Source organism: Geobacillus sp. FSL K6-3411, assembly GCF_037965715.1.
GTDB classification, from domain to species: Bacteria; Bacillota; Bacilli; order Bacillales; family Anoxybacillaceae; genus Geobacillus; species Geobacillus thermodenitrificans.
Genome location: NZ_CP150187.1, coordinates 1,292,549 through 1,315,408, shown reverse-complemented (window position 1 = coordinate 1,315,408; position 22,860 = coordinate 1,292,549). Strand labels below are relative to the sequence as shown.

21 protein-coding genes are annotated in these 22,860 nt (G+C 51.1%); 1 reads left to right on the top strand and 20 read right to left on the bottom strand.

Features of this window, described 5'->3' with window-relative positions; genetic code table 11:
* Nucleotides 1-74 precede the first annotated feature (74 nt).
* From NSQ22_RS06725 to dpaA, 18 genes are all read right to left on the bottom strand, one after another.
* Nucleotides 75-323 carry a DUF3243 domain-containing protein gene (locus NSQ22_RS06725; RefSeq protein ID WP_008878514.1) on the bottom strand — a complete coding sequence of 83 codons (249 nt, stop codon included), beginning with the start codon at nucleotides 321-323 and terminating at the stop codon, nucleotides 75-77.
* A gap of 63 nt (nucleotides 324-386) precedes the next feature.
* Entirely contained in the window at nucleotides 387-1,103 is a 717-nt protein-coding gene (locus NSQ22_RS06720; RefSeq protein ID WP_029760492.1) for an SDR family oxidoreductase, read from the bottom strand.
* A 57-nt stretch (nucleotides 1,104-1,160) separates the two neighbouring features.
* Nucleotides 1,161-2,450, bottom strand: coding sequence for a pitrilysin family protein (locus NSQ22_RS06715; protein WP_339264375.1), 1,290 nt, complete (start codon nucleotides 2,448-2,450; stop codon nucleotides 1,161-1,163).
* Nucleotides 2,431-3,729 (bottom strand): pitrilysin family protein, encoded by a 1,299-nt coding sequence (locus NSQ22_RS06710; protein ID WP_011887165.1) that lies wholly within the window; start codon nucleotides 3,727-3,729, stop codon nucleotides 2,431-2,433. The genes NSQ22_RS06715 and NSQ22_RS06710 overlap by 20 nt, the downstream gene beginning before the upstream one ends.
* A 164-nt stretch (nucleotides 3,730-3,893) precedes the next feature.
* The gene (locus NSQ22_RS06705; protein ID WP_008878519.1) at nucleotides 3,894-4,853 is read right to left on the bottom strand and encodes an ABC transporter permease; all 960 of its coding nucleotides are present in this window, start codon (nucleotides 4,851-4,853) and stop codon (nucleotides 3,894-3,896) included.
* Nucleotides 4,854-5,900: an ABC transporter permease gene (locus tag NSQ22_RS06700; protein WP_008878520.1), complete on the bottom strand. Its 1,047-nt coding sequence runs from the start codon at nucleotides 5,898-5,900 to the stop codon at nucleotides 4,854-4,856.
* Nucleotides 5,897-7,426: an ABC transporter ATP-binding protein gene (locus tag NSQ22_RS06695; protein WP_008878521.1), complete on the bottom strand. Its 1,530-nt coding sequence runs from the start codon at nucleotides 7,424-7,426 to the stop codon at nucleotides 5,897-5,899. The genes NSQ22_RS06700 and NSQ22_RS06695 overlap by 4 nt, the downstream gene beginning before the upstream one ends.
* A 309-nt stretch (nucleotides 7,427-7,735) precedes the next feature.
* Nucleotides 7,736-8,830 carry a BMP family protein gene (locus NSQ22_RS06690; RefSeq protein WP_008878522.1) on the bottom strand — a complete coding sequence of 365 codons (1,095 nt, stop codon included), beginning with the start codon at nucleotides 8,828-8,830 and terminating at the stop codon, nucleotides 7,736-7,738.
* Nucleotides 8,831-8,909: 79 nt separating this feature from the next.
* Nucleotides 8,910-9,641 (bottom strand): GntR family transcriptional regulator, encoded by a 732-nt coding sequence (locus NSQ22_RS06685; RefSeq protein ID WP_029760491.1) that lies wholly within the window; start codon nucleotides 9,639-9,641, stop codon nucleotides 8,910-8,912.
* Nucleotides 9,642-9,850: 209 nt separating this feature from the next.
* The gene (locus tag NSQ22_RS06680) at nucleotides 9,851-12,187 is read right to left on the bottom strand and encodes a DNA translocase FtsK (RefSeq protein ID WP_171355345.1); all 2,337 of its coding nucleotides are present in this window, start codon (nucleotides 12,185-12,187) and stop codon (nucleotides 9,851-9,853) included.
* 108 nt (nucleotides 12,188-12,295) lie between these two features.
* Nucleotides 12,296-12,520, bottom strand: a complete 225-nt coding sequence (locus NSQ22_RS06675) for a YlzJ-like family protein (RefSeq protein ID WP_008878526.1) — start codon at nucleotides 12,518-12,520, stop codon at nucleotides 12,296-12,298.
* Nucleotides 12,517-13,254, bottom strand: a complete 738-nt coding sequence (locus NSQ22_RS06670) for a ClpP family protease (protein WP_008878527.1) — start codon at nucleotides 13,252-13,254, stop codon at nucleotides 12,517-12,519. Before NSQ22_RS06670 ends, NSQ22_RS06675 begins: the two co-directional genes overlap by 4 nt.
* Nucleotides 13,255-13,371: 117 nt before the next feature.
* Entirely contained in the window at nucleotides 13,372-15,042 is a 1,671-nt protein-coding gene (locus tag NSQ22_RS06665) for a ribonuclease J (protein ID WP_060475759.1), read from the bottom strand.
* A gap of 181 nt (nucleotides 15,043-15,223) precedes the next feature.
* Nucleotides 15,224-16,099, bottom strand: a complete 876-nt coding sequence (gene dapA / locus NSQ22_RS06660; RefSeq protein WP_008878529.1) for a 4-hydroxy-tetrahydrodipicolinate synthase — start codon at nucleotides 16,097-16,099, stop codon at nucleotides 15,224-15,226.
* A gap of 5 nt (nucleotides 16,100-16,104) precedes the next feature.
* Nucleotides 16,105-17,352 (bottom strand): aspartate kinase, encoded by a 1,248-nt coding sequence (dapG, locus tag NSQ22_RS06655; protein WP_011887160.1) that lies wholly within the window; start codon nucleotides 17,350-17,352, stop codon nucleotides 16,105-16,107.
* A gap of 20 nt (nucleotides 17,353-17,372) precedes the next feature.
* The gene (gene asd, locus NSQ22_RS06650) at nucleotides 17,373-18,419 is read right to left on the bottom strand and encodes an aspartate-semialdehyde dehydrogenase (protein ID WP_223812956.1); all 1,047 of its coding nucleotides are present in this window, start codon (nucleotides 18,417-18,419) and stop codon (nucleotides 17,373-17,375) included.
* Nucleotides 18,420-18,536: 117 nt separating this feature from the next.
* On the bottom strand, nucleotides 18,537-19,145 hold the full coding sequence (locus tag NSQ22_RS06645) for a dipicolinate synthase subunit B (protein ID WP_008878533.1): 609 nt from the start codon (nucleotides 19,143-19,145) through the stop codon (nucleotides 18,537-18,539).
* Nucleotides 19,145-20,047 carry a dipicolinic acid synthetase subunit A gene (gene dpaA, locus NSQ22_RS06640; RefSeq protein ID WP_008878534.1) on the bottom strand — a complete coding sequence of 301 codons (903 nt, stop codon included), beginning with the start codon at nucleotides 20,045-20,047 and terminating at the stop codon, nucleotides 19,145-19,147. The genes NSQ22_RS06645 and dpaA overlap by 1 nt, the downstream gene beginning before the upstream one ends.
* Before the next feature lie 193 nt (nucleotides 20,048-20,240).
* Here dpaA and NSQ22_RS06635 point away from each other — a divergent pair, with 193 nt between their 5' ends.
* Nucleotides 20,241-20,483 (top strand): YlmC/YmxH family sporulation protein, encoded by a 243-nt coding sequence (locus tag NSQ22_RS06635; RefSeq protein ID WP_011887158.1) that lies wholly within the window; start codon nucleotides 20,241-20,243, stop codon nucleotides 20,481-20,483.
* An 80-nt stretch (nucleotides 20,484-20,563) separates the two neighbouring features.
* Here the strand turns inward: NSQ22_RS06635 and NSQ22_RS06630 are convergent, their stop codons facing one another.
* Both NSQ22_RS06630 and NSQ22_RS06625 read right to left on the bottom strand, forming a co-directional pair.
* Nucleotides 20,564-21,811 carry a pitrilysin family protein gene (locus NSQ22_RS06630; protein WP_029760487.1) on the bottom strand — a complete coding sequence of 416 codons (1,248 nt, stop codon included), beginning with the start codon at nucleotides 21,809-21,811 and terminating at the stop codon, nucleotides 20,564-20,566.
* Nucleotides 21,798-22,781, bottom strand: coding sequence for a polysaccharide deacetylase family protein (locus NSQ22_RS06625; protein WP_008878537.1), 984 nt, complete (start codon nucleotides 22,779-22,781; stop codon nucleotides 21,798-21,800). The genes NSQ22_RS06630 and NSQ22_RS06625 overlap by 14 nt, the downstream gene beginning before the upstream one ends.
* Between the last annotated feature and the right edge of the window lie 79 nt (nucleotides 22,782-22,860).

Genomic DNA, 22,860 nt, shown 5'->3' with positions numbered 1-22,860 from the left:
ACTATAATCATGAGCGGAAAAGCAACCGAAAAGGGGAGAAGAAAAAAGAGAGGGATTCCCCTCTCTATCGATTGTTATTTTTGTTGGACAAGCTTTACCATCATGTTGGCAAGGACGTGCTGTTCTTTTTCATCAGCCACTTTCCAAAGATCGGACAGCACCCGCTCTTCCGGGTTTTTCGGATCGACGTTTTTCGCTAAATAGTCCCCGATTTGATAGGCGACGTCCGAGATCACTTGCTCGCTCAATCCTTGTTGTTGCGCTTGTTCGAGCCGATCAGCCAAAAAGTGTTTCCATTGTTCAAAGTTATCCAATACCGACATGTGCATTCCCTCCTTGATGAACGTTTCAAGGATAGTTTGCCTGCCCGCGCAGAAAATATACGTTTAGCAATGCCAACCGCCGTTGACAGAAATGACTTGGCCAGTAATGTACGAAGCGGCGTCCGATAAAAGAAACGCCACTGTTTTTGCTACTTCTTCAGGAGTGCCGAGCCGGCCGACTGGGATTTCGTCAGCCAGCGCTTCGAGCTCCTCGGCGCTGAATGCTCGCAACATATCGGTAGCAATCGCTCCAGGCGCGACAGCGTTGACGCGGATGCCGCTCGGGGCGAGCTCTTTGGCGAGCGCTTTGGCAAATGCATTTTGCCCGCCTTTTACCATCGAATAAACCACTTCACACGATGCGCCGCAAAGCCCCCAAATCGATGAAATCAACACAATATGGCCACGTTTTTTCGAAATCATCGGTGGAAGCAGTTTTTTCACGAGCTGCGCCGGACTTGTCACATGAAGGCGCACCATCCGCTCGATCAATTCATCGTTCATATCGGTCAACAATCCGTAATAGCTCGCCCCGCTGTTATAAATGATGGCGTCGACCGGGCGGTCGATTTGCGAAAGGAGCGCCTCGACTCCACCGGGCGCGGACAAGTCGGCTTCGAGCGGGACGATGTGTGTATCAGGAAGCTCTTCTTGTAACGCTTCGACCGGTGCCCGCCGCCGATAGTAATGAAGCAGCAGCCCGTAGCCGGCTTTAGCAAGCTCGCGGGCAATGCTTTGCCCGATGCCGCCTGAAGCGCCGGTGATTAACGCGTAGTTCATCAAACATTCTCCCCTTCCTTTTGCCGTAAAAAAGCATCCTTCTCATGAAGGATGCCATCATTGCCCTTTTGGCACAACTTCACAAACAGCGATTTGCGAGTCGCGGAAACACGAGTCGGCGACAGCGGCAATATCATCAAGCGTAAGCGACGAGAGCGCCGGCAAAATATCAAACAAGCTAGCGCCATAAAAAGCATAGCGTGTAAACTGGTTGGCGATGTATTCCGGCGAGTTGAGCGCGCGCAAAAAGGCACCCATTTTTTTCTTTTTCACTCGTTCGATCTCGTCTTTTTGTACCGCGTCAGCTGAAAACGACTGCAGCACCTTCTGCACCTCTGCCGCCAGCCGCTCCGCATCTCTCGTGTCGCCGCCGACAAGGGCAAAGCCAAATTCGCGCTCTTCCGTATAGTCGTACATAAACGTATCGTCAATCAATCCTTCGCGATACAACCGTTCGTAATGCGGCGAGCTTTTGCCGAACAAGTAGTCAAGCAGCACGTGAAACGCGAGCTCATGGCGGAGTTTCTGTTCGCCGATATTCGGCACGGACGGCGCTTTAATACCGACAAAACATTTATTCGTCTGCACATGCATCGGAATGACTTTTTTCTTTTCCGCCACACCGCTTGGCTCTTCGTACGTGAACCGTTTCACCTCAGGCGCTTGCGGGAATGACTTTTTCGCCTGATTGTCTCGGATTTGCTGCATAATTTGTTGCTCATCGACCGGACCGACAACAAACAACAGCATGTTGCTCGGGTGATAAAATATTTCGTAACATTCATACAGCAACTCTTTTGTAATCTCAGCAATCGATTCGATTGTGCCGGCGATGTCGATTTTGACCGGATGGTGATGGTACATGCTTTCGATGGCACCGAAGTAAACGCGCCAGTCCGGGTTGTCATCGTACATGCGGATTTCCTGGCCGATGATGCCTTTTTCTTTTTCGACGGTCTTGTCGGAAAAATACGGCGTTTGTACAAAATCCATTAACGTCTCCAAGTTTTTCTCCACGTTGTCGGTGCTTGAGAACAAGTAGGCAGTACGGGTGAACGTCGTAAAAGCGTTCGCCGAAGCGCCTTGTTTGCTAAACTGCTGAAACACGTCGCCGTCCTCTTTTTCAAACAGCTTATGCTCCAAAAAATGAGCGATGCCGTCCGGGACGCGTTTCATTTCCGTTTTTCCGAGCGGGACGAACTGGTTGTCGACAGAACCGTAGTTCGTCGTAAACGTCGCATACGTTTTGTGAAACCCTTTTTTCGGTAAAATGTAGACATCAAGACCGTTGTCCATTTTTTCATAAAACAACGTTTCTTGCAGCGTTTCATACACCCGCTTTTCCATTTTCCGTCGCCCCCTCCATTCCGGTCAAAAAGTACACCGTATCGAGCGCCACCTTTTCGGCGACGCGCACGACATCCTCGCGCGTCACACCATCCGTGCCGGCAAGCCATTCGTTTAACGGGCGTTTCCGCGTTGAGACGACGTTATGGTACAGCACCTCGACAAGCCCGCGCGGCGTATCAAGCGTCTCAAGCAGCTGATTGCGGATGACCGCTTTCGTTTGTTCCATTTCTTCATCCGTAAAATCGCCGTTTTTCATCGCCTGCATTTGTTCATCAATAATGCGGCGCGCCTTTTCATAATTGGCCGGCTCAATACCGGACATGACCAGCAAAAGCCCCTTATGGCTTTCAAGCCGGGATGCAGCATAGTAGGCGAGGCTCGCCTTCTCGCGAACGTTGATAAACAGCTTTGAATGAGAAAAGCCGCCGAAAATGCCGTTAAACAGCTGCAAGGCGTAATAATCATCATCTTCGTACGTCACATTCGTCCGGTAGCCGATGTTTAATTTTCCTTGCTTCACGTCTTGCCGCTCGATGACTTCATTTATTTCTCCTCGCGCTTTTGCCGAAGCGAGCGGCGCACGCGACGGCTGCGGACGGTCCGGCAAAGAGAAGCGACGCTTGACAGCAGCGAGCACTGCTTCTTCGTCGACGTCGCCGATGACATACAAATCAAGCTCATCTTCAGCCAACGACTGCTCGTAATAGCGATACAGCCGTTCCGCTGTGATGGCGTCAATGTCCTCGAGCTCGCCGTTTGGTGAGAGGGCGTACGGCTCACCTTTGCACATTTCTTGCACGAGGCGCATGTTTGCATAGCGCATTTTATCATCATATACCGCTTGAATACGCTGGCTTAGCGCCTGTTTTTCCCGAGCGACGATATCCTCAACAAACCGGCCGCCTTCAAGCGCTGGGCGGAACAAGAGATCGGCGAGCAATTGAAGCGCTTTCTCCAGGAGCGGCGTTTGCTCTGGCAAAAACCGTTCATTCGCAACATCAATGCGGATCGTCATGATATGGTCTTCGCCTTTTTTTGTTAAATCGACGTTCAACGTCGCTCCGTACAGCTCATCTAGGTAGGTGCGCAACGCCTTGACGCTCGGATAATCGGCCGTGCCGCTTTGCAAAACGTACGGAAGCAGCGCACGCAGCGTTACCGTTTCTTTGGCAAGCGGCGCTTTCATTTTCCAAACAAGTGTATTCGTTTTATACTTATTAGTCGAAATCATATGGACACGAACCGGCCCAACCGTTGTTATTTTTTCATCGACCAATCAAACTCCTCCTTTTCCTTCGTAAAGTGGGCGATATCTTTATTGTGAGATGTCTTATCAACAATATACCTGTTGCCTAGCGGAAAATGCAAATAAATCCACCTTCCCTATCTGATGAAACAATAAAAAACGGCTGCCCGTTTTTGTTCGGACAGCCCGTTTTCTTACCGTTTTCCTTTCACATATGGCGTGCCGGCTGCTTTCGGCGCTTCCGCACGGCCGATAAAGCCAGCAAGCGCTAAAATCGTGAGCACATAAGGGGCAATGAGCAAGTAGACAGTCGGTACGTTTTTCAAAAATGGAATGGTTTGTCCAACGATGCTTAAACTTTGCGCCAGTCCGAAAAACAGCGCCGCCCCCATCGCGCCGATCGGATGCCATTTGCCAAAAATCATTGCCGCGAGCGCCATAAATCCATGCCCGGAAATCGTTGCATGGCTGAAGTCGCGGGAAATGATTGTCGCATACACTGCACCGCCTAAGCCGCCGAGCGCCCCGCTGATCATGACAGCGATATAACGCATTTGAGCGACGTGAATCCCCATCGTATCAGCTGCCATCGGATGCTCACCAACGGCGCGCAACCGGAGGCCGAATGGGGTTTTATAAATGATATACCAAGAAACAAACGCCAAAATAATCGCTATATACGAAGTCACATACGCATTAGAAAACAACAGCGGGCCAATGACCGGAATATCACTTAATACCGGTACATCAATTTTGTCAAATCCGACTTGAATTTGATCAGTTTGCCCTTTGCCGTACATCTTCTTCACTAAAAACAACGACAAACCGAGGGCTAAAAAGTTGATTGCCACCCCGCTGACGACTTGGTCGGCGCGGAACGTTACCGAGGCGACTGCATGGAGCAAAGAAAACAGCGCGCCAACTACGATGGCTGCCACTAGGGCGAGCCACGGCGTCAGCGAACCAAACTGGTCGGCAAACGTTAGATTAAAGACAATACCGGTAAATGCACCGATGACCATTAACCCTTCAAGACCGATGTTGACAACGCCGGATCGTTCGCTAAACACGCCACCAAGCGCGGTGAAAATAAGGGGAGCAGCAAAGAAAATGGCTGTTGGGATAATCGTTTGCAATACATCATATACGTTCACTTACTCCGCCCCCTTTTGCCCACGAGATAACAGCCAACGAATCATATAGCTGGATGCGACAAAGAAAATAATGAGTGCGATAATAATATCGACAAGTTCCGTTGGTACGCCGGCGCCCGATGGCATCTCAAGCGCCCCGACTTTCAAGGCGCCAAATAGCAACGCAGAAAGCAAAATGCCAAACGCGTTGTTGCCGCCAATTAAGGCAACAGCGATGCCGTCAAATCCAAGTCCGGTAAACCCGGCTTTCGTCGAAATGTTGCCGAACGTGCCGAGCCCTTCCATCGCCCCGGCCACACCGGCAAAGGCACCGGAAATGACCATGGCTAAAATAATATTGGCGCGCACGTTCATGCCGGCATACTGTGAGGCATGTTGGTTGAATCCAACCGCCCGCAACTCAAATCCTTTCGTCGTCCGCTCAAGCAAAAACCACATGACAAATGCGGCAGCAATGGCGATCAAAATGCCATAGTGCATCGTCGAGTGGTACGTCATGGCCTCCAAAAACTCCGATTGGAGAGAGGCGCTTTGTTTGATCGGCTCCGATTTAAATCCCTCATCCGACAGCACAGAACGGATGATGGCATTCGTCACGTGTAAAGCGATATAGTTCATCATAATCGTAATAATGACTTCATGCACTTTTACGTACGCCTTTAATACCCCCGGGATCAATCCCCACAGTGCCCCGGCTGCAGCGGCGGCCAAAATGGCAAGCGGCAAGTGGATGATCTTCGGCAAGTCGAAAGACACCCCAACCCAAACGGCGGCAAGCCAGCCGACGATGAGTTGCCCTTCGACCCCGATGTTAAATAAACCGGTGCGAAAGGCGAAGGCTACCGCTAGCCCTGTTAAAATGTAGGGAGTCGTCTGGCGGATCGTTTCCCCGATGTAATACGCATCGCCGAACGCTCCGTAAATCAGAGAGCTGAAGCCCGCGACCGGATTATAGCCGCTTACGAGCATGACGATCGAGCCGGCGATCATGCCGAGCAAAACGGCCAACAATGGAATCAAAAATTGCTGATGACGATTCGACCTCATGACGACACACCTGCTTCCTTCCGTTTACTTCCAGCCATCAGCAGCCCGAGTTCTTGTTCCGTTGTTTCTTTCGGATCAACGATGGCGATAATTTTCCCTTCATAAATAACGGCGATCCGGTCGCTGACGTTCATCACCTCATCGAGTTCGAACGACACGAGCAACACCGCTTTTCCTTGGTCGCGCTGCTCGATGAGCCGCTTATGGATAAACTCAATCGCCCCGACATCCAGCCCCCTCGTCGGCTGAGCGGCGATCAATAAGTCTGGATTGCGGTCGACTTCGCGGCCGATGATCGCTTTTTGCTGGTTCCCGCCGGATAGCGCCCGCGCTTTCGTGTACTCGTCTGGCGTGCGCACGTCAAACTCGCGGATGAGCTGGCGCGCTTTGTCATAAATCGCTTTAAAGTTCAACATGCCCCGTTTCGAGTAAGGCGGTTTATAGTATGTTTGCAGCACCATGTTTTCGCCGATCGGAAAATCAAGCACAAGCCCGTGCTTATGCCGGTCCTGCGGAATATGGCCGACGCCGGCTTCGACGATTTTGCGCGGCGGCAAGTTCGTTATCTCCTGGCCGTTCAGCTTAATCGTCCCTGATTCCGCCTTAACCAAGCCGGTTAACGCTTCAATCAGCTCGGTTTGCCCGTTGCCGTCAACCCCGGCGATGCCCACAACCTCACCGGCGCGCACCGTCAAGTTCAGGCCGTTGACAGCCGTGACACCGCGGGCGTCTTTGACGACTAAGTTTTCAATTTCGAGCACTGGTTTCCCCGGTTCAGCTGGCCGTTTTTCAGTCGTAAACTGCACCTCGCGGCCGACCATGAGCGCCGCCAGCTCGTTCGGATTCGTTTCAGCGACGTTAAGCGTTGCGATTCCTTTGCCGCGGCGGATAACGGTAACACGGTCGCACACTTCCATAATTTCTTTGAGCTTGTGCGTAATTAAAATGATCGATTTTCCTTCGCGGACGAGCGTACGCATAATTTCGATGAGCTCGCGGATTTCCTGCGGCGTCAAGACGGCGGTCGGCTCGTCAAAAATTAAAATGTCCGCACCGCGATAAAGCGTCTTTAAAATTTCGACGCGCTGCTGCATGCCGACGGAAATATCGGCGATTTTCGCTGTCGGGTCAACTGCTAGTCCATACCGCTCGGACAGTTCGCGCACTTCCTGTTCAGCCCGCTTCATGTCGATCGTTCCCGCTCGTGCCGGTTCGCTGCCTAAAATGATGTTTTCCGTCACTGTAAACGTATCGACGAGCATAAAGTGCTGATGCACCATTCCGATGCCGAGGTCGTTGGCGACATTCGGGTCGGTGATGCGCACTGGCTTCCCTTTGACGCGGATTTCGCCGCCATCTGGCTGATAGAGGCCAAACAGCACGTTCATCAGCGTCGACTTGCCGGCACCGTTTTCACCAAGGAGGGCGTGAATTTCCCCTTTTTTCACCTGCAGCGTAATGTTGTCGTTGGCGACGAAGGTGCCGAACACTTTGCGAATGTTAAGCATTTCAATTACGTATTCCAAGCAATTCACTCCCCACTTTGGCAAGGTCAAAATCACAAAATGAGAGGCGGCAACACTATAGATGCAGCGGCTGCCCGACGCAAGCTAAAGGCTTGTCTACGCTGCGTCGCGGCATGACGGAAGAGCGAACAGCCCATCTCATAGACTTATCCATTGGTCTCAAACGGCGCTGTTCGGTCTCCCAACAGTTGGTCCAATCATTCCGTAAAAACGGCGAATGGTAAAGCACCAAATGGCATCTATATAGGCCGCCCTTCATTTCATGATTTTGAAAAAGGCTAGCGGCGCGCACTAGCCTTTTTCATTTCATTATTTCAACGTTGCAGCAAATTGTTCGTACTCTTTTCGGTTCGTCGGCACTTTCACTTCACCGTTAGCGATTTTTTCTTTCCATTCATCAACCGCTTTTAGCACATCATCCGGAATGTTGTCTTGCGTCGGGGCAATACCGACTCCGTTTTCCGGCAAGCCGTACTCAATCGCTTGACCGCCTGGGAAGTCGCCGGCTTGCGCCCGTTTGGCAACGTCATAAACAGCTACATCGACCCGTTTAACCATCGACGTGAGCGTCACATTGTATGTTTTGTCGCCGATCTTAACCTCGCCTTCCGGAGCTTGGTCTTTATCGACGCCGATGACCCAAATTTCACGGTTCGGATCTTTTTTCTTTAAGTCTTTTGCTTCCGAGAAAACGCCGTTTCCAGTTCCTCCGGCTGCATGGTAAATAATATCAATACCGGAAGCGTACATGCTTGAGGCGATCGCCTTCCCTTTATCCGCTTGGTCAAACGCTCCAGCATATTGCACTTCGACAGTCGCTTTCGGATTGACCGCTTTGACGCCGGCCCGGAATCCGCTTTCGAATTTCTCAATCAACGGAATTTCCATCCCGCCGACAAAGCCGACTTTATTTGTTTTCGTCATCAATCCGGCGACAACACCGACAAGGAACGAGCCTTCGTGCTCTTTAAACGTAATGCTCGCGACATTCGGTGCATCAACGACCGTATCAACAATGGCAAAATGCTTTTTCGGATTTTGCTCGGCCACTTCTTTCATCGCATCGCCCATCAAATAACCGATACCGTAAATCAAGTCAAAGTCGTTGCGCACGAGCTTGTTTAAGTTTGTCGGATAATCGGCATCGCTCGTGGATTGCAAATAGTCATAACCGCCGCGCCCTTTCTCAAGGCCGTTATCTTTACCGAACTTTTGCAACCCTTCCCAAGCCGACTGGTTGAACGATCTGTCGTCAACGCCACCTACGTCCGTGACCATGGCAACGCTGAACGTATCTTCTTTCTTGCCTCCCGCATTGTCTCCTCCTTGGCCGCCACAGGCAGAAAGCAGCGTACCGGCAGCGAACAGAACGGAGAGCGCCCATCCGAATCGCTTTTTCACCATCCATTACCCCCTATTAAAAATTTGTTCCTAAATTAGTATGAAACTTCCGCTCTCTTTCTATGTACCGATTTCACCCCCTTTAAAACCCGAAGCGCTTCCTCATTACGTGAAAGCTGAACTTGTCGGAGCGGAAGTAGTTCGTTGAATAAAAAATCGGTTCATCATTTTTGTCAAAATGCATTTGTTTGAGCACGAGCAAGGCTGTTTCTGGATCACATTGCAAAATCGGCGACACTTTCTCATGATAGCCGAGCGGCTCAATGCGCGCGACTGCATAAGCAATATCACGGTGCGCTTGATTGTGCAAGTTTTCAAACAGCGACTCATGCTCATACGAAATGCCTTTTGGCAAATATTTGCACAAAATTTTATCAAGGCAATAGACGACTGGCTCCCCATTGGCCGTACGCACTCGCTCGATGAGCAAAATCTCGTCATCCGGCTGGCATTGAAAGCGGCGCATATCATCTTCCGTCGGCTGTTGGATGGAGGAAGACAAAAAAATCGTCCCCGGTTTGCGCCCAGCTTGACGGATCATGTCGGTCACGCTTGAGAGCTGCTCAATGCCGGATGTAAACAGCGGGCGGGCATTAACAAACGTTCCGACGCCATGACGGCGGATGATGATGTTTTCTTCCTCAAGCACCCGAAGCGCCTCCCGCAACGTCGCCCGGCTGACGCCGAGCTGTTTGGCGAGCTCAAACTCAGATGGCAATTTTTGCCGCTCTTTGTATACCCCAGTTTCAATATCGTGTTTAATACGATCAATGACTTGCAAGTAAAGATGGCGGTTGTCTGATTTGATTGACATGACAACGTCCTCCACGTTACGCATTTCCTTTAAGATCAGACCTCTGACATTAGACATATAACCTTTTTGACATTACTATAACATTTTTTACAGACCAAATAAATAGGTGTAATCAAATTTTGTCGAAAAAAAAGAAATATGGTTGGTAGCGCTTCCAATATGATACACCTTTGAGCAGGCAGGTGAAATGAACCTGCCTGCTTCCCTGTTTATGACGTCTTTTTTAAATCTTCTTTTGACCAAAGAACAGCGCGCGGCTTGCTGCCTTCATAAGGACCGACAACGCCGCGCTCCTCCATGGCATCGATGAGCCGGGCGGCGCGATTATAACCGATGCGGAAGCGGCGCTGCAACATTGAAACAGAGGCGCTTTGCATTTCCACGACAAGACGGACAGCTTCTTCGTACAGATCATCTTCGACTGCTGAGGAGTTCGCTTCTCCATCTTGGACGATCATTTCCTCATAGTATTGCGCCTGCTGCTGGCCGATGACAAACTGAACAACCTCTTCCACTTCCTGATCGGATACAAACGCTCCTTGGACACGCACTGGTTTTGACGCTCCCATTGGTAAAAATAGCATGTCGCCACGGCCAAGCAATTTTTCCGCTCCGCCCATATCCAAAATGGTGCGTGAATCGATTTGCGACGAGACGCTAAAAGCGATACGAGACGGGATGTTCGCTTTGATGACGCCGGTAATGACATCGACCGATGGGCGTTGAGTGGCAATGATTAAATGGATGCCGGCAGCGCGCGCCATTTGCGCTAAGCGGGTGATCGCTTCTTCGACATCCGAAGACGCCACCATCATCAAATCAGCCAGCTCGTCAATGATGACGACGATATACGGTAAGAGCGGCTGCTGTTCTGGTACCGTTTCGTTCTGTTGGCGAATATGTTCGTTATACCCTTCAATGTTGCGTGTGCCGGTATGGGAAAACAGCTCATAGCGCCGCTCCATTTCTTGGACAACTTTTTTCAGCGCCTGGGCCGCTTTTTTCGCATCGGTGACAACCGGCGTCAACAAATGAGGGATGCCATTATACACGCTTAACTCGACCATTTTCGGGTCAATCATCATCAACTTGACCTCATGTGGCTTCGTGCGCATAAGCAGGCTAACGATAATGCCGTTAATGCAGACGCTTTTGCCGCTGCCAGTGGCGCCAGCGATCAATAAATGCGGCATTTTGTTCAATTCGGCGGCGACGACTTCTCCAGAAATGTCGCGTCCAAGCGGGATTAAGAGCTTGGCCTCAGGCCGCGTATGTTCGACGGCTTCCAACACTTCGCGCAGCGACACGGTGGCGATTTCTTCGTTCGGCACCTCAATACCGATCGCAGATTTGCCGGGAATCGGCGCTTCAATGCGAATATCTTTCGCCGCTAGAGCGAGCGCCAGATCATCGCTTAAGTTGACGATTTTACTCACTTTCACCCCGACATCTGGGTATACTTCGTATTTCGTCACGGCCGGGCCAAGATGCACTTGCGTCACTTTCGCCTTAACACCGAAGCTTTGGAACGTTTTCTCTAATTTGCGCGCATTGGCGTAAATGTTGGCATGATCGGCCGATTGCCCGGCCGGTTTCGGCAGGCGAAGAAGTTCAAGCGGCGGCAAATCATAGTTGGTGTTTTCATGCTCGGAAAACGCCAACGGTGGCGTCGATGCATCCCCGTTTCCGCCGTCATCGCCTTCAGTTGGCGGCTGCTTTTCTTCTTCGAGCTCGACTGCCGACCGGACAGCGGCAAAATCGGATATGATCGGCGGTGGGGAAAGGAGCTCGTCCTCCGGTTCAGCGGTGCCGGCTTCGGCAGGCTCATCTTCCGGCTGGGCAGCCGCCTTGTCCTGCAGCTTGCGTCGTTTCCGTCCGTTATTAGCCCGCCTTTTTCGTCCCGTCACCCATTGCTTCATATCCTCAACAAACGCTAACCATTCTTGGCGCAGAAACGTTGCTACTAAGACGATCAGTCTGCCAGCCGTCTCACGCAACGATTTTCCGGTCAGCACGATGAAGCCGACGACGAACAAAATGAAGCAAATCCATTTCGTCCCGAGCGCATCAAACAGCTGATAGCTGGCGGCAAACAACAACGCGCCGACCATCCCGCCTCCTAAATCGATAGCGGTCTCCTTGCCGTTTGCTTCGTTCCAAAACAGTTCCCATGTCGTGCGAATAACGCTTGGATCGAGTTCACCGCGCCGCGACATGAGTTCAAACAACTTGCCATGGCTTAATAACAAAAACGCCGCAGCAATAATCGAAGCACCAACAAACGGTCGGCTCGCCCATGACGGCCACTCCCGTTTCCATATCAAGATGAACGATAAAATGAATAAACCGCCTACTAATAGCATGTACCATTCGCCGAAAAAAAAGCGGCTGATCAACACAAGCGTTTCGCCGACGAGCCCGAGGCGAGCCATCGCAACAACAGCAACGGTCAATAGCCCAAGGCCGATCAGTTCAAAGCGAATCGCCTCCGCCCACGGCTGCTTCCTTGACGGCTTTCCCCTTTTTTTTCGCTTTCGTTTCGCCATCATCGCTCACTCCAGCATGAATGAATTGGCAAGCTGGAAAAAAGCAGCCAACAATGGCTGCTTTTTTCTGCTTCCCTATTATTATATCATGAACCGCTGAACAATTCATTACGATGTTGCCGCGGAAATCGGAAACCGCGCTCCTGGTGCATATTTGGCGTTTAAAAAGTGGTAGGGGTTTGTGCTTAAATTTTGCACGATTTCATATTCACCATTTTCCACGATTTGGACAAGAAACGGAATGCCGTCATAATAGACCATTTTTTTCTTTTCATATTCGGCCGCATCTACTGGGAACAACAAATGTTCGGGCATGACCGTATATAAAATCATTGGATCATCTTCCCTTCGCCCCCTTTTTTCATCTCGATCAACTGCCGCAGCTTCGCCATTGCCTGCGACACGCCGCCGACTTCATCAATCAGCCCATACTGGACGGCGTCAGGCCCGATAACGTTCGTTCCGATATCACGCGTTAAATTTCCTTTCGAAAACATGAGCTCTTTAAATTTTTCTTCGCTAATATTGGAATGTTTCGTCACGAAACGGACAACACGCTCTTGCATTTTATCCAAATACTCGAACGTTTGCGGCACACCGATGACAAGCCCGGTTAGACGAATCGGATGAATCGTCATCGTCGCTGTCTCGGTGATAAATGAGTAATTGCACGACACGGCGATCGGCACGCCGATCGAATGGCCGCCGCCAAGCACAACGGAAACGGTCGGTTTCGAGAGAGAAGCGAGCATTTCCGCGATGGCGAGCCCGGCTTCGACATCGCCGCCGACCGTGTTTAAAATGACGAGCAGCCCCTCAATTTTCGGATTTTGCTCAATGGCGACGATTTGTGGAATGACATGTTCATATTTTGTCGTCTTATTTTGCGGGGGCAACTGAACATGGCCTTCAATTTGGCCGACGATCGTCAAACAGTGGATGTTCGTATCCGGCTCCATTTGTGGGATATTCGTTTGCCCAAGCTGGGTAATGGCCGCGGTGGCTTCGTCCGTTTTCGTTTCTGCATTTTCTTCCGTCTCTGCTTGGAAGTAACGCTCCTTCTCCATCCTTATTCTTCTCCTTTCTGTTGGTCATACGTTTAGTATGGCCGAAAGGAAAAGAAAAATGCCGGCAACGGCCAACCGTTTCCAGCATTTCCCCCGTGGACTTTGAGCATGATTGCATTATACTTCCATAATAATAGGTAAAATCATCGGTTTTCGCTTCGTTTTTTCAAATAAAAACTGGCTTAACGCCTCGCGAATGTTCGCCTTTAATGACGACCATTCAAGCATGTACGACTCAAGGCAACGTTCAATGATCGCCGCTACCATTTGTTCCGCTTCCTCAAGCAGCGTTTCGGCCTCGCGCATGTAAACGAAGCCGCGTGAAATGATCTGCGGACCGGCCGCAATCGTTTTCGCTTCTTTGTTGAGTGTAACGACCGCGATTAAAATGCCGTCCTGTGACAATAGGCGCCGGTCGCGCAACACGATGTTGCCGACATCGCCGATGCCAAGACCGTCAATTAAAATGTTGCCGTACGGCACTTTGCCGCCAGGGCGGGCAGTTCCGCTTCGGAATTCGATCACTTCGCCTTTATCGAGCAAAAACGTCCGCTCTTCCGAGATGCCGACTGCTTTCGCCAAGCGTGCGTGCGCCTTTTGCATTCGATACTCCCCGTGCACCGGAATGAAATATTTCGGCTTCATTAAATTGAGCATTAACTTTAATTCTTCCTGGCAACCGTGTCCGGACACGTGCACTTGCCGATCGCGGTAAATCACATTCGCCCCGGCGCGGTACAAAGCGTCGATCGTTTTGGCGAACCCAAGTTCATAGCCCGGCATGACAGAAGCAGCAACGATGACGGTGTCTCCTTCCTTGATGTTCACCTGTTTATTGGTCTGTCGTGCCATGCGCCAAAGCGCACTTATCGGCTCGCCATGCCCGCCGGTCGTTAAAATGATGAGTTCTTGATCGCGATAACGGTCGAGGTCATGAGCGGAGATCGTCACCTTGTCCGGAAGGTGCAAATAACCAAGGCGCACCGCGATATCCATCACTTTATGCAGCGTTTTGCCGATCACCGCCACTTTGCGCCCGTATTGGTGGGCGGCATAAAGCACTTGCTGGATGCGCATAATGTTCGAGGCGTAGCAGGCGACGAACACGCGTCCCTTCGCATGGCCGATCACATCGGCAATTTCATGGGCGACCACCGCGTCAGAACCACTGTATCCAGGGCGCTCAGCATTCGTGCTGTCCGAAAGCAAGCATAGCACCCCTTGTTCGCCGATCTGTGCCATTTTCCCCAAGTCAGCGCGGCTGTTTCCGTACGGTGTTTGGTCAAATTTAAAATCACTCGTGTACACAATCGCCCCTTGCGATGTATGCAGGCTTATGCCGACGGAATCGGGGATGCTGTGGATCGTGCGGAAAAACGTCACTTTCGCCTTGTCAAACAATAATTCGGCATCGGGGTGAATTTCGTTCAGATTGGCGTTCGTGATGCCTTGTTCTTTTAAAATCGCTTCTGCCAAACCGAGCGTCAACTTCGTACCGTATACTGGCGCAGACAGCTGCTTGAGCACATAGGCGATCGCTCCCATATGTTCCTCATGCCCATGGGTGAGAAAAATCGCCTGAATGCGATGTTGCCGTTCAATTAAATACGTAATGTCCGGAATCACCTTGTCGATGCCAAGCATTTCATCTTCCGGATACATGACCCCGGCATCAAGGACGAAAATGTCCTCGTCTAATTCAACGACATACATGTTTTTGCCGATTTCTCCGACTCCCCCAAGGGCAAAAATACGTATTTTCTCTACCGGCTTTATTTTTGATTTCAAGGCTGCGTCCTCCCAATCATGATGCTAACCCGCTCAAAGTCACTTGCCTTTATTATAACGAATCGGCGCTGAAAAACACAAGATTGTTATAATCGGGCAGACGATTTTGCCACGAAGGCAAAAAAACGCCCCAACGCGCAAACAGCAGCGTTGGGGGTGAGCTGTTCCTACAGTGTCGATGTTATGACAACGCACTGAGCAGACGGCTGAGCTCGCTCCGTTCTTGCTCAGTGAGCGGAACGAGCGGAAGACGCACCGGACCGACATCCAATCCGCGCAACTGAAGCGCAGTTTTCACCGGCACCGGACTTGGTGCAGCAAACAGCCCTTTCATAAGCGGCACCCATTTCCGGTGCAGCGCCGCCGCTTTTTGGTGATCACCCGCTTGGAAGGCGCGGATCATTTGCTGCATCTCATTTCCGATGATGTGCGAAGCGACCGAGACGACGCCGGCGCCGCCGATCGCCAACACCGGAAGCGTCAAGCTGTCATCTCCACTATACAGCAGGAAATCGTCCGGAGTTTGCTCAATGATTTCCGCCATCGCATCCAAGTTGCCGCCCGCTTCTTTGACAGCGACAATGTTTGGAATCGCAGCGAGCCGAATAACGGTCTCAGGAGCGAGATTGACCGACGTACGTCCCGGCACATTATAAAGCATGACCGGCAGCGACGTACTTTCGGCAATTGCTTTAAAATGCTGATACAGCCCTTCTTGGTTTGGCTTATTATAATACGGCGCAACGAGCATGACGGCGTCAACCCCCGTCTCTTCTGCCCGCTTCGTCAGTTCGATCGACGCGCGCGTATCGTTCGTTCCCGTCCCGGCAATGACCGGCACACGGCCGTTGACGACATTAACGACGTGACGGAACAACGCGACTTTTTCCTCTGCCGTTAAGGTCGGCGATTCGCCGGTCGTGCCGGCGACAACGAGCGCATCAGTGCCGTTATCGAGCAAATAGTTGACGAGCTCCGTCGTTTTCGCTAAATCGAGATTTCCTTTCCGGTCAAATGGTGTCACCATCGCCGTTACAATGTTTCCGAACTGAGCCACTGTTTTCACTCCTCGTTCCAAATCGCTTCATATCCGCCTTCCTCAGACAGACAAAAGGCGTCATGCAAGGCGTTAACCGCTTTTTCCATATCATCCTGTTTCACAAGCACCCAAATCGTCGTATGGCTGTCAGCCGACTGCAAAATTTGAATGCCTTGTTCCGATAAAGCAGTGACGATTTTCGCCGTCACCCCCGGCACGCCAGCAATGCCAGCACCGACAACCGACACTTTGGCACAGCGAGGCGTCACCGCCGGCTCATAACCAACACGACGCAAAGCAGCAATCGCTTTTTCTGTCATGTCGCCGCTTACTGTGTAAACGACGCCGTATGGCGAAATGTTAATAAAGTCGACGCTGATCCCTTCGCGAGCCATCGCTTGGAACACATCAGACTGCAGTTCATAGTGTCCCTCTTTCGCCAGCACTTTAATTTGCGTGACATTGGCGACATATGCAATGCCCGTGACAAGCCGCTCCTTCACATCACTTCCTTTTTGACCACGAACCGATGAAGTGACAAGCGTTCCAGGCGCATCGGAATACGTCGAACGAACGCGCAACGGCACTTTCGCTTGCATAGCGATTTCCACTGCGCGCGGATGAATGACTTTCGCTCCTTGGTACGCCATATTACAAATTTCCGTGTATGTGACGACTTCCAGTGGCCGGGCACTTTCGACAATTCGCGGGTCGGCGGTCATAACGCCGTCGACATCGGTAAAAATGTCGACCCACTCGGCATTTAAGGCAGCGCCGAGCGCTGCAGCGGATGTATCGCTTCCACCGCGGCCAAGCGTTGTGATATCGCCGTTTTCTGCCACCCCTTGAAAACCGGCGACGACGATGACATCGTATTGTTCGAGCGCCTCAAGAAGGCGATCGCAGCGCATTTCGAGAATCTTCGCATTCGTATGATCGCCGTTCGTGCGGAATCCGGCTTGCGCGCCGGTAAACGCCGTCGCCTTAATGCCGTGTTCATTCAGCAAATTGCTAAATACGACGCTCGAAATGATTTCCCCGCACGCCATTAACATATCTTGTTCGCGCTTGGTCACATGATGGCCGGTGCCGCCGATCAAGTGAAGAAGCGTATCGGTCGCGTACGGATCGCCATTACGGCCCATGGCCGAGACGACAACGACGACTTTGTAGCCGTCTTCAAGCGCCTTTTCAATATGGCGGCGTGCCAAGTTCCGTCCGCGCTCATCGCGGACGGACGTGCCGCCAAACTTTTGGACAATGATTTTCATGCTAACACCCCGATGCTTATTCAAATCAGCCCAAGCTTCAATAAGCTTTCTGCAATTTGTACGGAGTTTGAGGCTGCTCCTTTTAATAGATTGTCAGCAACGATCCATAGATGGAAAGCACGGCTATTGTCCAAGTCGCGGCGGATGCGGCCGACAAAGACGTCATACTTTCCGACGCAATCCGCCGGCATCGGATACAACTGCTCGTTCGGGTCATCTTGCAACACGACGCCCGGTGCCTCGCTCAGTACCGACTGCAGATCGGCAGCGGTGACGCCGTCTTGTTCGATTTCGACGTACACCGATTCCGAGTGGCCGCTCGCCACCGGGATGCGTACGCACGTTGCTGCGACTTTTAGCTCAGGCATATGCATAATTTTTTTCGTTTCATTAATCATTTTCATCTCTTCAAATGTAAAGCCATTGTCTTGAAATTTATCGATTTGCGGAATGGCGTTGAATGCAATTTGGTAATGTTTCCGATCCGATTTCACTGGCAAAATGTTAGCTTCAACCGGCTTATTTTCGAGCACAGCTTTCGTCTGTGCATGCAATTCCTCGATAGCCTGCGCCCCAGCCCCAGAAACAGCTTGGTACGTCGAAACAATGACGCGCTCTAAACCAAACGCTTTCCGGATCGGCTCTAGCGCCACGACCATTTGAATCGTCGAGCAGTTCGGATTGGCAATGATGCCGTTATGCCATGTCAAGTCGCTTTCATTTACTTCTGGGACGACAAGCGGCACCTTTTCGTCCATCCGAAATGCGCTCGTATTGTCGATAACGATCGCCCCGCGCCGAACCGCTTCCGGCGCCAATGCTTTCGATACTGACCCGCCGGCGCTGAATAAGGCGATATCCACCCCGTCGAAACGCTCCGGTGTTGCCACTTGCACCTCAATTTCCTCGCCGCGGAAGCGCATTTTTTTGCCTGCCGAACGTTCCGATGATAACAGCGTTAATTTTCCGACCGGAAAGTTCCGGTCTTCAAGCGTCCGCACCATTTGTTGCCCAACTGCCCCCGTTGCTCCGACAACAGCAACATGATATTGTTTTTGAGTCATCAGCCATTCTCCTTCCACATCGTCACTGTTAGAAGTGAATTCATAATTTTTATTTTATCACATTCCACTGCGGACGAGAGAAAATTTTTGAGTGCGATGCCGATTTTCCACGAATGACCTTCAATCGTTGTAACGAAACCGCTCGATCACGACCGGCTGCAGCTGTTTCCCTTCGAGGGCGGCAAGCACTGTATCACGAAGGAGCGGCATGTGCGCCACCATCGAGTTCGGCTTCGCGTGTGGAGCGTCTTGACCGAACGGAATGAAATAAATATTTTTCGCCGCCATCAGCCGCATCAAGTTGACACCGTTTAAACCGAGCGCATCGTTTGTCGAAATGCCGAGCACGACCGGGCGGTGGTTGCGCATTGTCGCCTTGGCGGCCATCAGCACTGGGGAATCGGTCATGGCGTTCGCCAGTTTGCTCATCGAATTGCCAGTCAGTGGGGCGATGACCATGCAATCAAGTGGAAGTTTCGGCCCGAGCGGTTCAGCTTTGACAATCGTGTCAATCACCTCGTTCCCGGTCAATTGCTCGAGTTTTTTCACCCATTCTTCCCCTTCGCCAAAACGAGTGTTTGTCGTCTTTACCGTATAGGTAACAATTGGAAGTACCTCCGCCCCTTCTTTGACGAGTTTTTCAATTTCCGGAAACACAGCATCATACGTACAATGCGACCCGGTGAGGCCAAAACCGATTCGCTTCCCTTTTAAGCTATTTCCGCTCATTACTTATTCTCCTCCCGTTTTTGTAAATCTTGATATAACAGCTGCGCGAGAACGTTGGCGATAATTTGCCCGGCCGTTTTCGGCGCTACCACTCCTGGAAGCCCTGGCGCCAAGATAGCTTTGACTCCGCGTTTTTCCGCGTAGCGGAAGTCGGTACCGCCCGGCTTTGACGCCAAATCGATGATCAGCGTATGGGCCGGCATTTTGGCGATAACACTCGCTGTCACGATCAAATGGGGGATGGTGTTAATGCAGATGTCAATATCGCGTACTTCTTTTTCCAAATCGTTCAAGTGAAACGGCACAAGCCCCATTTCTGTAATGCGTGCGAGATGCTCTGACCGGCGCGCCCCGACTTTTACTTTCGCCCCAAGGGCAGCAAATGTCCGAGCAACCGTCATGCCGACGCGCCCCAATCCTAAGACAGCGACGTGTGAACCGTGAATGGTAAAATCAGTATGCTGAATGACCATCATGATCGTTCCTTCAGCGGTCGGAATGGAGTTATAAATGGCGACATCATCGCGCTCAAACAGTTGCACATGCTTGCGCCCTGTCTTTCTCACCAAGTCATCTAAATACGAGTTGCTAATGCCGGAGTAGATCGTGCACCGTTTCATGGTCTTTTGCACCATCTCTTCCGTAAACGGAATCGGTTCTTGGGAAAAGACACTGTTTACGTTTCCGTCCAACGTCGTACCGTGGACCGGCAAAATGATCGCATCCAAGTCGGCAAAATCGACTTCATCGATCGGCAGCTTCACTGCCCCAGTAAAATGGTGGGCGAGCTGGTCAAAGCCGACGAGTGATAACTTTGCATCGAGTTCGACAAGTTTGCGGATAACTTCAAGCTGCCGCGCATCACCACCGATAATGGCGACATGCATTCCTGTCAGCATCATGTTGTACGCTCACCTTCTTTTATTAGCAAACTGCTCCGTTTCTTTTCCCATCTTATGTCGGGGAGAAAATATAGGTGAATATCCTCGGCGGGAAAAATGGGCAATATGTTTCGTTCTCGGACGGGCGACAGTCATTTTTTTCTGTTTTGTTCCTTACAATAGAAATAAAGACACGAAGAGGGGGAAGCCAGGCGTGAGGCTGAGTGAGTTAAGCGGCAAAGAAATCGTCGATGTGAGGCGGGCAGAGCGGCTCGGGGTGCTCGGGCAGACCGATTTGGAAATCAACGAGCAAACCGGCCAAGTCGAGGCGCTGCTCATTCCGACCGGAAAATGGTTCGGGTTTCGTAAAGAGGGGCAAGAAATTCGCGTGCCGTGGAAATATATCCGCAAAATCGGCGCCGATATGGTGATGATCGACGTACCTGAAGAGGGATGATAGGGGGGCTCGGCCGTACAAAGTGAAAAAGCTAACAACCTCACGAAGGTCGTTAGCTTTTTTTTATGCGCCGATGTTCGCTAGGAACGAAGCGGCTGCGGCAAAACGCCGTCGGGACTGATGAGAGCAAGGGCATAATCTTCCGCGAAAACTGTGCGCGCCAACTCGTTCACTTTTTCGACGGTGACACTTTCGATCTCTTCGATAATTTCATCAAGCGACCGATGGCGGCCGAGAAGAAGCTCGTTTTTGCCATTGCGGCTCATGCGGCTATTTGTGCTTTCAAGTCCGAGCATTAAACTTCCTTTCATTTGCTCTTTGCTGTTATGCAGCTCTTTTTCCGTAATGCCGTCTTCTTTCAAATGGCAAAGCGTCCGTTGGATCGTTTCAAACAAAATGTCGAGCTGACCGCTTCCCGTACCGGCATAAATAGCGAGCAAACCGCTGTCTTGGTAGGCGGAATGGTACGAGAAGACCGAATAGGCCAATCCGCGCTGTTCGCGCACCTCCTGGAACAGCCGGCTGCTCATGCTGCCGCCTAAAATATTGTTTAAAATAAGGAGCGGGTACGCGTCCGGGTGACCGATCGGCAACCCGTTAAATCCGATGCATACGTGCGCTTGCTCGGTGTCTTTTTTGCGCGCAAGTTTTTGCGGTACGAACGACGGCTTTCCGGGGAAGGCCGGCTTATTGGCGGCCGTAAACGAACCGAAATAGCGTTCAATCTCCCCAATAAACCGCTCATCGACATTGCCAGCAACCGAAACAACGACGCGGTCCGGTGTATAATAGTCAGCCATATATTGACGCAGCGTGTCGCCAGTAAACGTGCGCAACGTCTCTTCCGTGCCTAAAATCGGGTAGCCTAGCGGATGGTTCGCATAGCATGCCTTGCCGAGCAAGTCATGGACGATGTCATCTGGCGTATCTTCATACATTTTGATTTCTTCAAGCACGACGTTGCGCTCTTTTTGTAGCTCATCCTCAACAAACGTTGAATGGAAAAACATATCGGCGAGCATTTCCAGCGCCAGCGGTGCGTGTTCATCCAACACTTTCGCGTAATAGCACGTATACTCCTTAGATGTAAAGGCGTTCACTTGTCCGCCGATGCTGTCGAACGCTTCCGCAATATCCCGAGCCGTGCGTGTAGTTGTCCCTTTAAAAAACATGTGTTCCAAAAAATGGGAAATGCCGTTGTTTTGTTCCGTCTCGTTGCGCGAGCCTGTACCGATCCATACGCCAATGGCCACCGAGCGCACGGTCGGAATTTGCTCCAGCACGATTCGTACACCGTTTTTGCACGTATATTTGTTAATCAACTCCATGTTCCTCCTGTTTTTTTGCCAGTCTTTTCTCGTCGAATAAGGCCGTCAAGCTGCCGATGGCGTACCCTTGGCGCTGAATCGAAACGATCAGCTCATCAAGCGCGGCCGCCGTCGGCATCGTTGGATGCATCAAAATCATGGCACCGGGATGGACTTTGGATGTTACCCGTTTCACTATAACAGATGGCGATGGTTTTTGCCAATCTATTGTATCGACACTCCACATAATCGTCTTCATGCGAAGCTTGGCAGCAATTTCGACAACCTCATCACGATAGCTGCCGCCTGGCGGGGCGAACCACTTGCATTTGACCGCGGTCACTGCTTCGATCACTTCATTCGTTTTCTCGAGTTCGCGGCGGATGTCGGCATTGCTAAGCGTTTTTAAATCTTTATGGCTGTAAGAATGGTTGCCGATTTCATGGCCGGCGTCTGCTATCATTTTTGCCATCTCCGGATGATTTTTTACCCATCGTCCTTCCAAAAAGAACGTCGCCTTGACATCGTGCTTTTTCAACGTCTCAAGCATGTCAGGAATATACTCTTCTCCCCAGGCTACATTGATCAAAAACGAGACCATCGGCTTGTCGGGATGACCGCGGTAAATCGGCGCCGGCGGCAAATCGTCCAAATGGATGCGCGGAGACACTTGGCGGAACACGAGTTTTCGCTCATCGAACGTCCCTGTTTTTTTCATGTTTTTATAAGAAGCGTCAATATCGACGGCAAGACCATTGTAACCGGGCGTCGCCTTCCATACTTTATCGATAACCGCATCTTGGGCGGGAATTTCGTATTGCTTTGCTTGTTTGGCAATCGTTTCGTATAACTTATCACGTTCCTTCACAGCCGCTGTTTCTGCGGGGCGCCAGCTCTCAATATAGTCGCCGACCGGCGACCAATGGACGACCATCCAGACGGTGAGGAACATGACTGCTAACGCCATATAACGAGCATAACCGTTGTTCACCCTTGTCCCCCCTCTTTTTTACTACTACAAATTATGTAGCAGAGGGACAGGTTAGAACATAACAAAAGAGCCTTAAGAA